The organism is Pradoshia sp. (assembly GCF_051873915.1).
Taxonomy (GTDB): domain Bacteria; phylum Bacillota; class Bacilli; order Bacillales; family Pradoshiaceae; genus Pradoshia.
In genome coordinates, this window is the sequence record NZ_JBJEFJ010000061.1 from 1 (window position 1) to 15,226 (window position 15,226).

General features: G+C 44.4%; 13 protein-coding genes. 11 read left to right on the plus strand and 2 right to left on the minus strand.

Annotated features, from left to right (window positions below; translation table 11 throughout):
- Nucleotides 1-81: 81 nt before the first annotated feature.
- The 8 genes from ACI35L_RS06005 to ACI35L_RS06040 all read left to right on the plus strand — a co-directional run bounded on the left by ACI35L_RS06005 (nt 82) and on the right by ACI35L_RS06040 (nt 9,491).
- Complete coding sequence (locus ACI35L_RS06005; RefSeq protein ID WP_439802452.1) at nt 82-1,443, plus strand: aminotransferase family protein; 1,362 nt, start codon at nt 82-84, stop codon at nt 1,441-1,443.
- Nucleotide 1,444: 1 nt separating this feature from the next.
- Nucleotides 1,445-2,728 carry an aspartate aminotransferase family protein gene (locus ACI35L_RS06010; RefSeq protein WP_049670837.1) on the plus strand — a complete coding sequence of 428 codons (1,284 nt, stop codon included), beginning with the start codon at nt 1,445-1,447 and terminating at the stop codon, nt 2,726-2,728.
- A gap of 12 nt (nt 2,729-2,740) precedes the next feature.
- A complete protein-coding gene (locus ACI35L_RS06015) occupies nt 2,741-4,186 on the plus strand; it encodes an aldehyde dehydrogenase family protein (protein ID WP_231589502.1) in 1,446 nt (481 codons plus the stop codon).
- Nucleotides 4,187-4,200: 14 nt separating this feature from the next.
- Nucleotides 4,201-5,676 carry a M81 family metallopeptidase gene (locus ACI35L_RS06020; RefSeq protein WP_439802453.1) on the plus strand — a complete coding sequence of 492 codons (1,476 nt, stop codon included), beginning with the start codon at nt 4,201-4,203 and terminating at the stop codon, nt 5,674-5,676.
- 27 nt (nt 5,677-5,703) lie between these two features.
- The gene (locus ACI35L_RS06025; protein ID WP_439802454.1) at nt 5,704-6,180 is read left to right on the plus strand and encodes a GNAT family N-acetyltransferase; all 477 of its coding nucleotides are present in this window, start codon (nt 5,704-5,706) and stop codon (nt 6,178-6,180) included.
- 118 nt (nt 6,181-6,298) lie between these two features.
- Nucleotides 6,299-7,012 (plus strand): potassium channel family protein, encoded by a 714-nt coding sequence (locus ACI35L_RS06030; protein ID WP_049670840.1) that lies wholly within the window; start codon nt 6,299-6,301, stop codon nt 7,010-7,012.
- A 176-nt stretch (nt 7,013-7,188) separates the two neighbouring features.
- On the plus strand, nt 7,189-7,752 hold the full coding sequence (gene ahpC, locus ACI35L_RS06035) for an alkyl hydroperoxide reductase subunit C (RefSeq protein WP_049670841.1): 564 nt from the start codon (nt 7,189-7,191) through the stop codon (nt 7,750-7,752).
- 80 nt (nt 7,753-7,832) lie between these two features.
- Nucleotides 7,833-9,491 carry an FAD-dependent oxidoreductase gene (locus ACI35L_RS06040; RefSeq protein WP_049670842.1) on the plus strand — a complete coding sequence of 553 codons (1,659 nt, stop codon included), beginning with the start codon at nt 7,833-7,835 and terminating at the stop codon, nt 9,489-9,491.
- Nucleotides 9,492-9,512: 21 nt separating this feature from the next.
- Here ACI35L_RS06040 and ACI35L_RS06045 read toward each other — a convergent pair whose 3' ends face one another.
- A complete protein-coding gene (locus ACI35L_RS06045) occupies nt 9,513-9,896 on the minus strand; it encodes a hypothetical protein (protein WP_049670843.1) in 384 nt (127 codons plus the stop codon).
- A gap of 134 nt (nt 9,897-10,030) precedes the next feature.
- Here ACI35L_RS06045 and ACI35L_RS06050 point away from each other — a divergent pair, with 134 nt between their 5' ends.
- Nucleotides 10,031-11,467 (plus strand): NADP-dependent glyceraldehyde-3-phosphate dehydrogenase, encoded by a 1,437-nt coding sequence (locus tag ACI35L_RS06050; RefSeq protein WP_049670844.1) that lies wholly within the window; start codon nt 10,031-10,033, stop codon nt 11,465-11,467.
- Between the two features lie 243 nt (nt 11,468-11,710).
- Here the strand turns inward: ACI35L_RS06050 and ACI35L_RS06055 are convergent, their stop codons facing one another.
- Entirely contained in the window at nt 11,711-11,899 is a 189-nt protein-coding gene (locus ACI35L_RS06055) for a hypothetical protein (RefSeq protein WP_439802455.1), read from the minus strand.
- Between the two features lie 410 nt (nt 11,900-12,309).
- Here ACI35L_RS06055 and ACI35L_RS06060 point away from each other — a divergent pair, with 410 nt between their 5' ends.
- Both ACI35L_RS06060 and ACI35L_RS06065 read left to right on the plus strand, forming a co-directional pair.
- The gene (locus ACI35L_RS06060) at nt 12,310-13,233 is read left to right on the plus strand and encodes a hypothetical protein (protein ID WP_439802456.1); all 924 of its coding nucleotides are present in this window, start codon (nt 12,310-12,312) and stop codon (nt 13,231-13,233) included.
- Nucleotides 13,234-13,240: 7 nt separating this feature from the next.
- Nucleotides 13,241-15,109, plus strand: coding sequence for a terpene cyclase/mutase family protein (locus ACI35L_RS06065; protein WP_439802457.1), 1,869 nt, complete (start codon nt 13,241-13,243; stop codon nt 15,107-15,109).
- Nucleotides 15,110-15,226: the final 117 nt, after the last annotated feature.

Here is a 15,226-nt window from a genome sequence, read left to right on the forward strand (position 1 = left end):
GAGAACCATCAATCTGAAATCTACCTGAAGTTCGGTCTTTCAGCTCTGTTTCCGGCATAAACTTAGAATGGGGAGATGGGGGTGCTTCGGTTGGAGGATTATGTGTTTCACAGGGATCTAACGAAAGTGTATCCAATCATTACGCATGGCAAGGGTGTGTATCTGTATGCTGATGATGGAAAGCGGTATTTGGATGGGTGTTCTGGTGCGGTTGCGGCCAATTTAGGCCATGGAGATAAGGGAATTGCAGAGGCAATGGCTTTGCAGGCAGAGAAAGCAGCCTTTGTTCATACGATGCGCTTTGAGACAGAGGTTTTACATAAGCTGGCAGAAAGAGTCGCTAAGCTGGCACCAGCGCCGCTGAATAAGGTGTACTTTACCTGCGGGGGCTCAGAGGCGAATGAAAGTGCCATTAAGCTTGCCCGGCAATATTTCCGTGACAGAGGGGAGCCGGAAAAGCAGGTGGTAATTGGCAGGTGGCAATCCTATCACGGGAATACGATTGGTTCTTTATCAGCAGGCGGTGATATTAAGCGGAGGCAGCCGTATAATGGATATTTGCTGCCTTTTCAGCATGTATCGGCGCCACATTGCCTTCATTGCCCTTTTAATAGAATAGAAAGCGAATGTGAGAGTAATAAGGATTGGTCATGTGTTCATGAGCTGGAAAGGCTCGTACTCGAAATTGGACCGAGCCAAATTTCTGCTATTATTGCTGAACCAATCACAGGAAGCCAGGCAGGGGCTATTCCTCCGCCAAGCTCTTACTTTGAACAGGTTCGAGCGCTTTGTGACCGGTATGATCTGCTTTTGATCATTGATGAGGTCATGACGGGATTCGGTAGAACAGGGGCTCATTTTGCCATTGAGCATTATGGGGTTATACCGGATATTATCACTTTTGGAAAAGGGGTGTCAGGAGGATATTCTCCTCTAGGGGGTATGATTGTGCATGACAAAATAGTGGAGGGAATCATCCAAAACGGTCATGGGAAATTTGTGCACGGGTACACCTATAGCGGTCATCCCGTCACGGTCGCAGCGGGTGTTGCAGCACTCGAGAAGTATGAAACAGATGATATCCTGGCAAATGTAAATGAACAGGAAAACCATTTAATGTCTGGCCTTTTAAACTTAAAGAAAAAGTATCCTATTGTTTATGACATAAGAGGCAGAGGTCTCTTCTTTGGCCTGGAGCTTGCATCTCGGCAAGATGGAACTCCCTTTATGCCGGATGAGCGAATCGCTGAGAAATTGAACGAAAAGGCTATGGAGCTTGGAGCTGTTTTCTATCCGGGGAGCGGGACGGTTAATGGGCATGCAGGAGATCATTTGATTATTGCCCCGCCGTTAATCATTAACAGGGATGAAATCGATGAATTGATTGGCTTGCTGGACAGTGCGCTACAAGCATTAATGGATTCCATGAAGGAGGGCACATGATATGAAGCATGCGGAAACGGAATATTTAAGAGGCCTTGCGAGGAAGCATATATCCCCCGTTAGTACACGTGTGACTGATTTGGTCATCAAACGGGCAAAGGGAGTGCGGTTCTGGACGGCGGATGGAAGTGAGTATATCGATTTTGTTTCAGGGGTTGCATCCAATGGATTAGGCCATGCCCATGACAGCATGGTGAAAGCAATTCAGCAACAGGCGGAAAACTTGATTCATTTTGGTTTGAACTATGGATATTATGAATCCGTTGTCAAATTATCCGAAAAAATTGCCCAAATTACACCGGGAAATCTGGATACGGTCTTTTTCTCTAATTCCGGCGGTGAAGCGATTGACGGTGCTTTGAAAATGGCGCGGGCAGTGACTGGAAGGCCGGGGATTATCGCCTTTGACGGCTCCTTCCACGGACGGACACTTGGCGCAACATCTGTCACTGGCTCGAGCAGTAAATACCGCACCTCCTATGAACCGCTGCTTGGTGAGGTCTATCATGTCACCTATCCATATCCAGGGCTTATTAAGGAGAATCCGCCAAAAGACATGGCAAGCTATAGTCTTGCTCAGCTCCAATCCTTATTTGAATTGCGGATTTCACCAGAACGTGTAGCCGCAATCTTGATTGAACCCGTCATGGGTGAGGGCGGTTATTATCCTGCACCGAATTCATTCTTGCAGGGCTTGCGAAGGATTGCTGACCAGCACGGGATTCTACTCATTTTCGATGAGGTGCAAACAGGCTTTGGCCGGACAGGGAAAATGTTTGCGGCTGAGCATTCGGGTGTTGTTCCTGATATTCTTGTCCTTGCGAAAGCCTTATCAGGCGGGATGCCGCTTGGGGCTATAGTGGCAAGCCGCGAGCTTCATGAGAAATGGCCGACAGGGGCACATGGTTCCACATTTGGCGGCAACCCAGTTTCTTGTGCCGCAGCCCTTGCCAGTATTGATGTGATTGAAACGGAGAATCTTGTTGAACGAAGTGAAAGGCTCGGGAAGAAAATCGTCAGCCGCCTGAAGGCTAATTTGCAAAAGTACAGGGATATTAAGGAAATCAGGGGTGTGGGAATGATGATTGGTATTGAGTTCCAGCCGTCGATAGCATCAAGGATTGTACCGGCAATCAAAGCAAAATGTTTGGAAAGACATTTGTTGATCATGAATTGCGGGGTACATGGCCAGACGATTCGCTTAATGCTCCCGCTGAATATTAATAAAGAGGATATGGATGAGGGCTTATCAATTCTTGAAAGTGCCATTGGAGAGCTCGTTTGAAGGGGTGAGGAAGTGAGTGCAATCATTCAAAAGCTGTATATGAACGGACGTTGGGAGAGTAAGTTTGGTCAACAGCTTTCAGAAAGCATTAATCCTGCCAATAAAGAGGTAGTTGGATATTATACGATGGCAGAGGGTGACCAGGTTCATCAAGCAGCAGAGTCTGCCTATCTAGCTTATCATGAGTGGAAGCGAACACCTGCACCTGTAAGGGCTGCCTATCTTTATAAAGCAGCAGAGATTTGTGCAGGCAGAAAAGAAGAACTGGCGAAGATGATGACGAAAGAAATGGGCAAGGTTCTGGCAGAGACCTTAGGAGAGGTCAATGTCGTGATCGAGACATGCAAATATATGGCCGCAGAGGGCAGGCGTCTATTCGGCCAAACCGTCCCTTCCGGCATGCCAAATTGTGATATTACGATGGTAAGGGAGCCTCTTGGCGTGGTGGCTTGTATTACACCATGGAATTTCCCTGTCGCATTGGCATCCTATAAGATTTGTGCCGCACTCATAAGCGGCAATACGGTTGTATGGAAGCCTGCCTCTGAAACTGCTCTCTCAGCTGGCGTTTTGATGGAAATATTCCATCAGGCAGGCTTTCCAGATGGGGTTGTCAATTTGATTACCGGTTCTGGAGGAAAGGTTGGCAGACAATTGGCCAGTCATCCTTATGTGGCTGCCGTCTCTTTCACTGGGTCAACCGAAGTCGGCCAGGAGCTGGCGGTCGAGGCAGCTAAACATATGAAAAAGATCTCGCTCGAGCTTGGCGGAAAAAATGCCGCCATTGTCCTTAAGGATGCGGACTTAGAGAAAGCAGCTGCCTGTATTGTGCGAGCTGCGTTCTCGACAACAGGACAGAAATGCACGGCAACAAGCCGAGTCATTGTTGAAAAAGATGTTAAGGCTGCCCTGTTAGATTTAATTGTCCAAAAAACGAAAAGCCTGAAAATTGGGGACGGGATGAAATCAGAGATTGATATTGGACCATTAGTGAATGAGCAACAGTTGGATATCGTTCATTCGTTTGTTGAAGAAGCATTAGCGGATGGGGCGAGACTCGAATGCGGTGGCAGACAAATTCCAAATCATAATGGGTATTTCTATGAACCTACAATCTTGAGCGGCGTATTGCCAGAACATAGAATTGCGAATGAAGAGATATTTGGCCCGGTATTGGCGGTCATTGAGGCGAAAGATTACGAGGATGCGATCCAAATCAATAATCAAACCGTTTACGGGTTATCGACCTCCTTATTTACAGAAAGCCTTTCTTATGCAAAGCGCGGGGCTAGGGAAATTGAAAGCGGCTTAGTTTATATCAATAATGGTACAGCAAATGCGGAAATCGGCGTAGCCTTTGGCGGATTGAAGCAATCTGGCAATGGTGCACGGGAAGTATCGCATCATGCTCTTGATAGTATGACAGAGTGGAAATCTATCTATGTATCTTATGAATGAAAGGGGGCTTCTTGATGAGGAAATGGAGAATTGGCATTGCCTTTTTTTATCATGAGTCCCATAGCTTCACGAAGGAAAAAACTACTATGGAGGACTTTAGACGCGAGGGATTTTTCACCGGCGAGGATATTCTTCATGCTTATACCGGAACGAAGACTGAGGTGGGCGGTTTCATTGATGTGTTACAGGAGGATGACCGATTTATGCTCGTTCCCCTGCAATGTACTGCCGCTGTCCCATCTGGCGTGGTGACGAATGAAACCTATCAGCAAATCAAAGAGGGTTTGCTTGAGGAAATCAAGAAGGCAGGAGAGCTGGATGGAATCTTGCTTGCTCTGCATGGCGCAATGGTCGTTGAGGGGGTTAATAATGCTGAACTGAGCTTGCTTGAGGAAGTCAGGATGGAGGCAGGCTGGGAAATGCCGATTGCTACAACCCTTGATATGCATGCGAATATCAGCCCAATGATGACCAATTGGACTCCTTACCATTTCGGTTTTAAAACCTATCCGCATATCGATATGTATGAACAGGGGAGAAATGCGGCCATGTCCCTGATCCGCCACTTGGCAGAGAGGAAACGGTATGAGGCGGTATGTGTAAAGCTCCCCATGCTTTTGCCTTCTATCAATATGAGGACAGAGGAAGGACCGATGCAGCGAATGATGACCATTGCAAGGCAGTATGAAAAAGAGCCGGATATCCTGGCCGTGTCTGTGTTTGGCGGATTTCCATATGGGGATGTCGCAGATGCGGGAGCATCCGTCTTGGTCATCGCCAAAGAGAGGGAACGAGCATGGGCTGTGGCAAAAAGCATAAGTGACTATTATTGGGATATTCGTTATGAGTTTTTAGTCCATCTTCCTTCTATTAAAGAAGCTATCCATAGGGCACTTGCCCTTGATGAAGATAAGCCAATTGTACTTGCAGATATAGCGGATAATCCATTAAGCTGTGGTAGTGGGGATACTACTCTATTGATTGAAGCTTTCCTGAAGGAGAACCCCGGTAAAGCGCTTATTGGGCCAATCGCAGATAGCGGAACGTTGGAACAATGTCTTAAAGCAGGCACGGGAAGCCACTTAAATCTATCAATCGGCGGTAAGACATACCCGGAATACGGGAGCCCGATTAAGGTTTCAGCAGAGGTTATAGCAGTCTCGAACGGTATATTTTATAATAGCGGTCCATTTAATCATGGGTTGAAGGTGGATGCTCAAGGAGCGGCTTTCATCCGTTCTGGGGAGATTGATTATCTCATCATTGGTCGTCCATTGTCAGCTAATGATCCTGAGTTGTTTCGGCATATTGGAATTGAGCCGATGGATTACCGGTATTTAGTCCTTAAGGCCAAAAATCATTTCCGAGCAGCCTTTGACCCACTCATTAGTCAGGTCATTTATGTGGATGCGCCAGGGGTGGCGACCAATCAAATTAATCATCTGCCTTTTAAGAGGATACCGAAAGGCATGTGGCCAATCAGTCAATGATATTTTTAATAGAAAAGAGGGAGCCGGATGGCTTTTGAACAGTCCGAATATTATATAGAGATCCCGCGTCATTTGACGCCGGAGCAGCAGCAAATGATGATTGAGTTAGAAAAGGATGCCTTTCCGGGGCTAGGTGCGGTGGATGAACAGACATTGGTTCCTATCGCAAGATATGGCAAGCTGATTTTATACCGGAAGAGCGGGGATGATCGTCCGGTAGCGGTATGTGAATGCCTCCGTGATTTTGAAAATCCAGAGAAAGCCTATATTTTCGGGTATTATGTTCGTTCTGACCAGAACGGGAAGGGTCTTGGTACGGTTTTTCTTGAAGAGGTGCTGAAGGAGCTTCGAAATGACGGATTCAAGAAGGTGACTCTCACGGTGAGTGAAACGAATACGGCAGCCGTTAAACTGTATCAAAAATGCGGGTTTATCCAGGTAGAATACAGGCATCATGAATTTGGAGAAGGAGAGCACCGACTTTATATGGAGAAAGAGCTGTGAATGCGTAAAGCCATCCTGTTACAGGGATGGTTTTTTTCTATCTGTCCCAGCAATAGATACTATTTCCATTGTATCGTTAAGGTTTGATTTTATACGCTTAAATGGGAGGAGGTGGCCAATGAAGAAGGAACAAACATCATACATAAAGGACATTTTTATGGCCGCATTGGCAATTATTTCGCTGTTTTTGCTGTTAGATACCCATCATATTTACAGTTGGCTAAGACGGTTCATTTGGCTGATCTTCGTTATCCTCATTTCGTTTGAATTTTTTAAATCGAAAAACAAATGGGATTATGTGAAAAGGCATCCGTTTGAACTCATTGCTCTAATCCCTGTCAGCGGCGTTTTCCAAGGGGTTATGATTGTCAGATTATTACGCCTTGTCGTTCTATGGAAAATTCTCCGGACCCATTTCCCAGAGTTAATGGCGATTTTGACGATGAATGGATTAAGCAAGATGCTGAAGATCACCGGAGGCATGATTTTGATTTCTGCTATTCCAATCACCTATTTGGAGGAGGGGATCACAAGCTTTGCAGAAGGGATTTGGTGGGCGATTGTGACAACGACCACTGTCGGATACGGCGATATTGCCCCTGTAACGATTGGAGGCCGGGTGGTTGCCGTACTTCTTATGTTCTTTGGAATCGGCTGTATTGGTACGATTACTGGGACAGTAGCGACATATCTGGTTAGAAGCGGGGACAAGAATCCTCATAAGGAATTTATAAAGAATCAAATTGATCGGATTGAAACAATATCTGATAAAGATTTTGACATATTACTGCAGATGATTGGGCAGATTAGAAATGATAAAGTCAACCATTAATTATATCTGAATAATTATTTCGTTATCAATCAACTATCGTAATTGAGGATAATGATAGGTTTTTTAATAATTATTCTAGAAAAACGATTGACAAACTCTTTGATAATAATTATTATAAAATAGTATTAAGTAACACGTAAGAATCATTCAACAGATTCATCAGGAGGAATTACGATATGTCATTAATCAACAAGAAATTAGAAGATTTTACCGTGCAAGCTTACCATGATGGTGATTTTAAAGAGGTTACTTTGGAAGATGTAAAAGGCAAATGGTCTATCTTCTTCTTCTATCCAGCAGATTTCACTTTTGTCTGCCCGACTGAACTAGCTGACCTTCAAGATAATTATGCGAAACTTCAAGAAATCAATTGTGAAGTATACTCTGTGTCAACTGATTCTCACTTCGTACATAAGGCGTGGGCGGATGCGACAGACACAATTGGCAAAATCAAGTACCCGATGCTCGCTGACCCAGCGCATGTACTATCACGTCAATTTGAGGTGTTAATTGAAGAAGCAGGACAAGCACTCCGCGGTACATTCATCGTGAACCCTGAAGGCGAAATTAAGGCATATGAAATTCATGACCTTGGAATCGGCCGAACAGCTGAAGAAACTGTGCGTAAAGTACAGGCTGCTCAATTCGTGGCAGAGCACGGGGATAAAGTATGCCCGGCAAAATGGACACCAGGTGAAGAAACATTAGAACCAAGCTTGGACCTAATCGGAAAAATCTAATTAGATAAATGAGAGAAATGAAAGAGGCGCTCAGGAACTATTGGTGCCTCTTTTCAATACAAAGAGTAGGGTGAGAATGAATGACAAAGAAAATATATGATTTAATCATCATCGGTGGAGGACCGGCGGGATTGTCAGCTGGTGTATATGCTGGCCGCGGGAAGTTAAAAACCTTAATCCTCGAAAAAGGCAATACAGGCGGACAAGCTGCAACGACGAATGAAATCGTTAACTATCCAGGCATTCGCAAAACAACAGGACCAGCCTTAACAGAGGAAATGAAGCTTCAATGTGAGGATTTTGGTGCTGAGTTTGTTAAAACAGACGTCATCGGCGTTGATTTTGATGGTGATGTCAAAAAAGTAAAAACAGTGAATGGTGAATTTGAAGCACGTGCGGTTATCATTGCTACAGGCGCAGGCCCTCGTAAACTTGGTTTCCCTGGTGAAGCTGAATTTACCGGACGCGGTGTTGCGTATTGCTCCACTTGTGACGGAGAATTCTTCGAAGGCTTAGAAGTATTCGTAATCGGAGCGGGCTTCGCTGCAGCGGAAGAAGCAATCTACTTGACACGTTTTGCAAGCAAAGTAACTGTAATTGCGCGTGAACCTGAATTTACATGTGCACCATCCATTGCTGATAAAGTGCTTGCCCATGACCAAATTGAAGTGAAATTCAATACGGAGCTTCTTGAGGTCTCAGGTGAGGGCATGATTCAGCGTGCTCGTTTCATTAATAATGTAACGAAAGAGGAATGGGAATACGAGGCAAATGAGAAAGACGGCACATTCGGCGTTTTCGTATTTGTCGGCTATGCCCCTAAGACAGAGCTTTTTAAAGGTATTATCGAGATGGACCGTCACGGTTATATTGTGACAGACGAGGAAATGCGTACAAATGTAAAGGGTGTTTATGCGGTTGGCGATCTTCGTCCAAAATCCTTACGCCAAGTCATTACAGCGGTAGCTGATGGAGCCATTGCTGGTACAGATGTTCAAAAATATGTGGCTGAAGAGAAGGAACGCTTAGGAATTGCTGACGAACCAGAGGATGAAAAACCAGCCAAGAAAGAGGAAACAAAAGAAGCTTCCTCAACTGGGTCAAAAACATCTCTTCTGAATGATGCGATTCGCGGCCAATTGAAAGGTATTTTTGAACGGATGGAAAAGGATATTACTCTCGTATCCATCGTGGATGAAAGTATGCCAAAATCCGTTGAACTGCGTGATTTTCTCTCGGAAATCGCTGAGCTAGGCGATAAAGTACACTTAGAGCTTCATAAAAGAGGCGAAAACACGAAAGTGGAAGAAATGATTCATGCGGATAAATATCCAGTAGTCGCTTTATTGAACCATGCAGGTGAATATAGCGGTGTGAAATTCCACGGTGTTCCTGGTGGTCATGAGCTAAATTCCTTTATCTTGGCGATTTATAACCTAGCGGGACCAGGTCAAGCGCTAGATGCGGAAATTGCTGAATCCATTAAGGCCATTGATAAAGACGTTAACATTAAAGTCATGGTCTCTCTTGCCTGTCATTATTGTCCAGATGTTGTAGTCGGTGCACAAAGAATCGCGATTTTGAACAAGCGGGTTGAAGCGGAAATGGTTGATATCAGCCAGTTCCCTGAATTGAAAACGAAATACAAAGTCATGAGCGTTCCAGCCATGATTATCAATGATCAGGAAGTGGTTTTCGGAGCGAAGAAAATCAATGAGATCATTAAAGCCGTTCAATAATAGAATGCAAAGACCCAGCTGTCAGATGATAGCTGGGTCTTTCTGTTTAATCGTCTTAATGAGAAGAACGATGGATAGAAGGATGGCTGCTGCAAAAAGGATATAGGCGGTTTTTGTATAAAGACTCATATAAAGGCAGCAAGCTGCCAGCTGCAATATAGCAAGGAGTAAACCGCTGTATGTGTACGGGTTCGGACGCTTTCTAATGGCGATAAAGAGCTGAAGACTAATGATATTGCATAGGAGTATAAAGCTTCCGGCCCGCACAATATCCCAATTCGAGATCACCGTACCTGGACTAAAAGCAAAAAGAAAATAGATTCCAATCGGTGCTGCTAGGAGATTAACCAGAACGACTATAAGCGACCAGAGGATTTTTCGCCAAATCGGCCGTGAAGTTCTCATATAAACCGCCTCTTTCAAATGAGATACCTTCATTTTCCCTCATTCGCTGCTGTTCCATTCAAACAATGTATAGAAAAATCTCTCGTGCAAAAGATAAAGCAAAGACTATTGGCTTAGCTTCGGAGGGATTAGATATGACGAAAACCTATGAGTTTTATCTCGATGGTGAGTGGAGAAGGAGTAAATCTAACGAGACAATCAGTATCATATCACCATATATGCAAAAGGAAGTCGGAAAGGTGCAAGCCATGCTTCAGGATGAAATTGAAGAATCCATCCAGAATGCAAAGCAGTCACAAAAAGACTGGGCTGGTACCCCAATCCTTGACAGGGCCAAATGCCTGCTAAGCTGGATTGATGAATTATTGAAAATAAAAAAAGAATTAGCGGAAACCGTGATGAAGGAAGTCGGAAAATCCTATAATGATGCCATAAAAGAAGTGGAGAGAACGGCAGATTTTATCCGTTATACTATTGAAGAGGCCACACATATGCATGGAGAAAGTATGCTTGGTGAAAACTTCCCGGGAGGAACGCGTTCTAAGGTCGCCATCATTCATCGGGTTCCGCTTGGCGTTGTCCTTGCTATATCTCCATTTAATTATCCTGTCAACCTAGCAGCAGCTAAAATAGCCCCTGCTTTGATCAGTGGAAATGCTGTCGTTTTCAAGCCGGCTACACAAGGAGCGATGAGCGGAACCCTCATGGTTGAAGCGCTGGATAAGGCTGGACTTCCAAAAGGAGTTTTAAATTTAGTAACAGGAAGAGGAGCGGTCATCGGTGATTATTTAGTTGAACATCCTGATATTAATATGATTTCTTTCACTGGCGGAACGCAAAACGGTATTCATATTGCCCAGAAGGCCAAAATGGTTCCGCTCGTTATGGAGCTAGGAGGGAAAGATCCAGCCATTGTCCGGAGGGATGCCAATCTTCCCTATGCTGTTAAGCAAATCATCGCTGGAGCCTATTCCTATTCAGGGCAGCGTTGTACGGCTATTAAAAGAGTTCTTGTGCATGAGGAAATTGGAGATGAATTTGTCCGCCTGTTAAAAGAAGAGGTTGAAGGATTATCTGTCGGTTCCCCAAAGGACAATCATACGATTGTTCCCCTTATTGACGACTCATCAGCAGATTTTGTTCAATCATTGATTGATGATGCCGTGCTTAATGGAGCCGTTACGGTTACGGGAAATAAGCGTGTCGGAAATTTGATTTATCCGACATTGCTTGATCATGTAACAGAGAAAATGAGGGTAGCTTGGGAGGAACCGTTTGGACCCGTCCTGCCCGTGATTCGTATTCATTCAGATGAAGAGGCGGTAAAACTGTCCAATCAATCTGAATTCGGGCTGCAGGCGAGTATTTTTACAGCTGATTTAAATGCGGGTTTTAAGATTGCTGAGAAGCTGGAAACCGGAACCGTACAAATCAATGGTCGCACCGAGCGGGGACCCGATCATTTTCCGTTTATCGGAGTGAAGGGTTCAGGTACTGGGACGCAGGGGATTCGCTCAAGCATTGAATCGATGACACGCGAGAAAGTGACTGTGTTAAATCTCTTAGATTGACTATAGCAGTATGTGAGCAGCTATCTGGCTTTTCAGATAGCTGTTTTTGTTGGTTACACAATCATCCACCAAAAAAACACTGGAAAAGTGCTTTTGAGGGGATTTATTCATAAGGATGGCTGATGTGAGCGTCATTCATGACCTTGAGGATAGTACTAGCCATATGCAGATAAAAGTATTGGAGCAGATGATTGGAAGGGTGTAGTTTTGAGAAGCGTTTTGGATTTCTAATGATTGCATCGATTAAGAGAGATACGTGATGCTTGCCAAATCATAGATCGTGACCTCTTCATAATATCCCTTGTGATCCGAATGGGAAATAACGATTCCCTTGTACCCTTGACTCATCAAGAGTTCCTGCAGGACATTGCCAATTCGGTATTCTAAATCTCGGATATACTTCTTCATAAAAACACGATTTTTATTATCCAAGTTATGAATCTTCTCGTATAAAGCATCATACATATATTCTTTAATGGTTTTGTGAGGAAAAATAAGATCCTCTGCCATGGAGTTGTATAGCTTTTGATATTCATCATTCGTTACATGAAAAAACTCATCTGTATTGACCTTAAATGTGACGATGCTCCCTCCAAATTTCTTTGCGAGCGTCTTTCTTGTTGTCGCATATATGGCATCACCGTTTTGTTTTCCAAAATGAAAATTCGTGTTCAGATTAAGACCATTATCCAGAATGCTTTCATGGCTATGCTTGGTCGTTCCATGATAGGCAATAATATTGCGTCACCTCCGATAATGTTTTTAGCATTTCTATCATATGTTTATTATACCATATTTTCCTTTTTCGTGTTTTTGGACAAAGAGAAACAAGGGGGGACGGGATGATTGAACCATTGGAGTGCTTAAGCTGTCATGAAGTTTATGAGCTGGATGAATTCTCAAGTCTTTGTCAATGCGGTGGACTTCTACACATACCTGGAAGTGGAGAGAAGATGGATGCAGCCGGTATTGATTTTGAAGCCGCCAGTCTATGGAGGTACAAGAATCACTTCTTTCCAAAGGGCAATGAGGATTGGAAAGAAATAACCATGGGGGAAGGGTTTACGCCATTGATTCCTCTTGACGCTGATAATCCGTCCATCATGCTGAAACTAGAATATTTTGCTCCCTTTTCAGGCGTTTATGACAGGGGCTTTGCCGCTATGGCGGCTATGCTGAAGGATAGAGGTATGATAGAAAAAGAAGTCTCTCCTATGCCACATAAGGAGCGTTTGGCATGGAGGGCTTATACGCATAGAGCTCGGATAAAAGAAGCTGTAACCGACAGCGGGAAATTGGAGGATTCTTATTATTATCATCCTTTTTTCCTCGCAGGTATTCAAACATTTGCTTATGAAATAGGTGAACAGCTTTCAGGAAAAAAGCTCGAATTTATTGTATTCCCGGCTGCTGCCCCGGCATTTATTATAGGATCGTTCCTAGGGTTTAAACAGTTGATGGAATCGGAAGAAATTGAAGAGTATCCTGCCTTTCTTCTTGTTGAGCGGGACTGTGTTAAGAACGAGAATGATTCGGCATTTGCGAATGAGTATATAGAGAAGATTCTTGCAATCACAAAAGGAAAAAGAATGACGGTGGCACAGAGTGAAATCAGCCAAGCCTTAAGAGCGCTTGAAGCACGCTTTATTAAAAGCACAGAGGATGATGCTCTCATCTATGCAGGTTTCATGCGGTATTATCGTGATTTCTCAATCAAGGACCAGCTGGCTATTTTGCCAATCGGTTATATGAATGGAGGAAGATAAGGCCATTATGGATGTGATACATAAATATATTCTTGCAAAGAAAGCAGAATTGGAAAGACTGCAGGATGAGGATGGGAAGTGGACGTTCCCTTTTCAAGGTCCGATTTTAACCGATTGTTTCATGATTGCGATCATCCGTACATTAGGATTAAATGAGCCTGATTTAATGGCAGGGCTGGTGAATAAGCTGTTGCGATCGCAGCAGGATAACGGCTCGTGGAAGCTTTACCCTGATGAGTTGGACGGAAATGTATCAGCGACTGTGCTGGCTTATGCATCCCTGCTAATATCAGGTGAATTTAACTCGGATGATGAGGAGATGAAAAGGGCGGAGCATTTCATGGATCGGCATGGCGGTCCAAAGAAGGCTCACTTTATGATTAAACTCTTTCTTGCGATGAATGGGATGTATTCATATCCCTCCTATTTCAATTTTCCGACAGCCTATTTTCTGCTGCCCTCGTATTTCCCATTCAGTATGTATCATTGCAGCAATTATGCGAGAGTTCACCTGACCCCGATGATCCTCTGTATGAATAAACGTTTTTCCATTCACCACAACGTTGAACAACATTATTTTGAGGATAAGAAGGGCGGCTGGTTCAGGGAGGAACGTGGGTTAGCAGATACCTTAGTACAATCAATCAAATCACTTCACCTAAATCCGCTGTATTACCGTAAAATAGGCTATCAAGCAGCAGAAAAGCTGATGATTGACCGGATTGAGGAGAATGGGACTTTATACAGCTATGCCTCATCAACCTTTTATATGATTTACGGTTTGATGGCAATGGGCTATCCAAAGGACAGCCCTATTCTGCAAAGGGCCGTTGAAGGGTTGAAGAGCTATGCCATTCAAACTGCAGAAGGGCTGCATATTCAAAATTCACCTTCAGAGGTATGGGATACCGCTCTCCTTTCCTATTCATTGCAAACGGCTGGTGTGGATATCTCTCATCCAATGGTCAAGAAGGCTAATGAGTATTTATTGCGAAAGCAGCACATAAAGAGGGGGGATTGGTCTATTCATGCACCGAGTGCTTCTCCGGGCGGTTGGGGTTTTTCAGACAGCAATCATTTCAATCCAGACAATGACGATACATCGGCGGCACTGAGAGCCTTGACGAAGAGCCAAGAGCTTGGACATCCCTTTCGGCAGTCATGGAGCAGAGGGACGGCCTATTTAAAAAAGCTGCAGAATAAGGATGGGGGATATGGCGCTTTTGAGAAAGATGCATACGATCCGCTCTTTGCTCACTTGCCGATTGAGAATGCAGCAGATGCTCTTATTGATGATTCAACGGCTGATTTAACGGGAAGAGTTTTGGAGTTTCTAGGTAACTATGCCGGAATGATCTATAATGACGAGATGGTGAAGAAAGCTGTGAAATGGCTGTTCCTGCATCAGGAGAGGAATGGCAGTTGGTACGGGAAGTGGGGCGTTTGCTACATTTATGGTACATGGGCAGCTGTGACGGGATTATGCGCAGTTGGAATCAGCTCTAAGCATCCTGCTGTGCAAAAGGCGCTGGACTGGCTTGAATCTATTCAGCAAAAGGACGGTGGATTTGGGGAGTCTTGCCAAAGCTGTGAAAAAAAGAAATATATTCCCTTAGCTTACTCAACCCCCTCACAAACCGCCTGGGCCCTTGACGCCCTCGTAGCTGGGGGCAGGAAAAAAAGGGATGCCGCAATGAAAGCGGCTCGCTTTCTCCTAGATGAGAAGAATTACGATGAAGAGGCTTCCCGCTATCCGACTGGGGTTGGTCTGCCGGGAGGCTTTTATATCCTTTATGAGAGCTATAATTATATATTCCCTCTTATTGCCCTCTCACGCTTCAAAGGGCAAGGGCTGGAAATACCTAAAGACGTATGAAAAGCGAACAATCTGCTAAATATGGTACGATAAGGGTAAAGTGAAACTTCCATCAGCGGGGTCTTGCTACTTCCGCTGATGGTTAGTTGAACCAATCGGGCATTTACGGACAGTTAA

Excerpts from the sequence above, each read along its gene's own strand:
- ACI35L_RS06010 (WP_049670837.1), top strand. The coding sequence starts at position 1,445 with ATGAAGCATGCGGAAACGGAATATTTAAGAGGCCTTGCGAGGAAGCAT.
- ACI35L_RS06020 (WP_439802453.1), top strand. The coding sequence starts at position 4,201 with ATGAGGAAATGGAGAATTGGCATTGCCTTTTTTTATCATGAGTCCCAT.
- ACI35L_RS06025 (WP_439802454.1), top strand. The coding sequence starts at position 5,704 with ATGGCTTTTGAACAGTCCGAATATTATATAGAGATCCCGCGTCATTTG.
- ACI35L_RS06030 (WP_049670840.1), top strand. The coding sequence starts at position 6,299 with ATGAAGAAGGAACAAACATCATACATAAAGGACATTTTTATGGCCGCA.
- ahpC (WP_049670841.1), top strand. The coding sequence starts at position 7,189 with ATGTCATTAATCAACAAGAAATTAGAAGATTTTACCGTGCAAGCTTAC.
- ACI35L_RS06040 (WP_049670842.1), top strand. The coding sequence starts at position 7,833 with ATGACAAAGAAAATATATGATTTAATCATCATCGGTGGAGGACCGGCG.
- ACI35L_RS06045 (WP_049670843.1), bottom strand. The coding sequence starts at position 9,896 with ATGAGAACTTCACGGCCGATTTGGCGAAAAATCCTCTGGTCGCTTATA.
- ACI35L_RS06050 (WP_049670844.1), top strand. The coding sequence starts at position 10,031 with ATGACGAAAACCTATGAGTTTTATCTCGATGGTGAGTGGAGAAGGAGT.
- ACI35L_RS06060 (WP_439802456.1), top strand. The coding sequence starts at position 12,310 with ATGATTGAACCATTGGAGTGCTTAAGCTGTCATGAAGTTTATGAGCTG.
- ACI35L_RS06065 (WP_439802457.1), top strand. The coding sequence starts at position 13,241 with ATGGATGTGATACATAAATATATTCTTGCAAAGAAAGCAGAATTGGAA.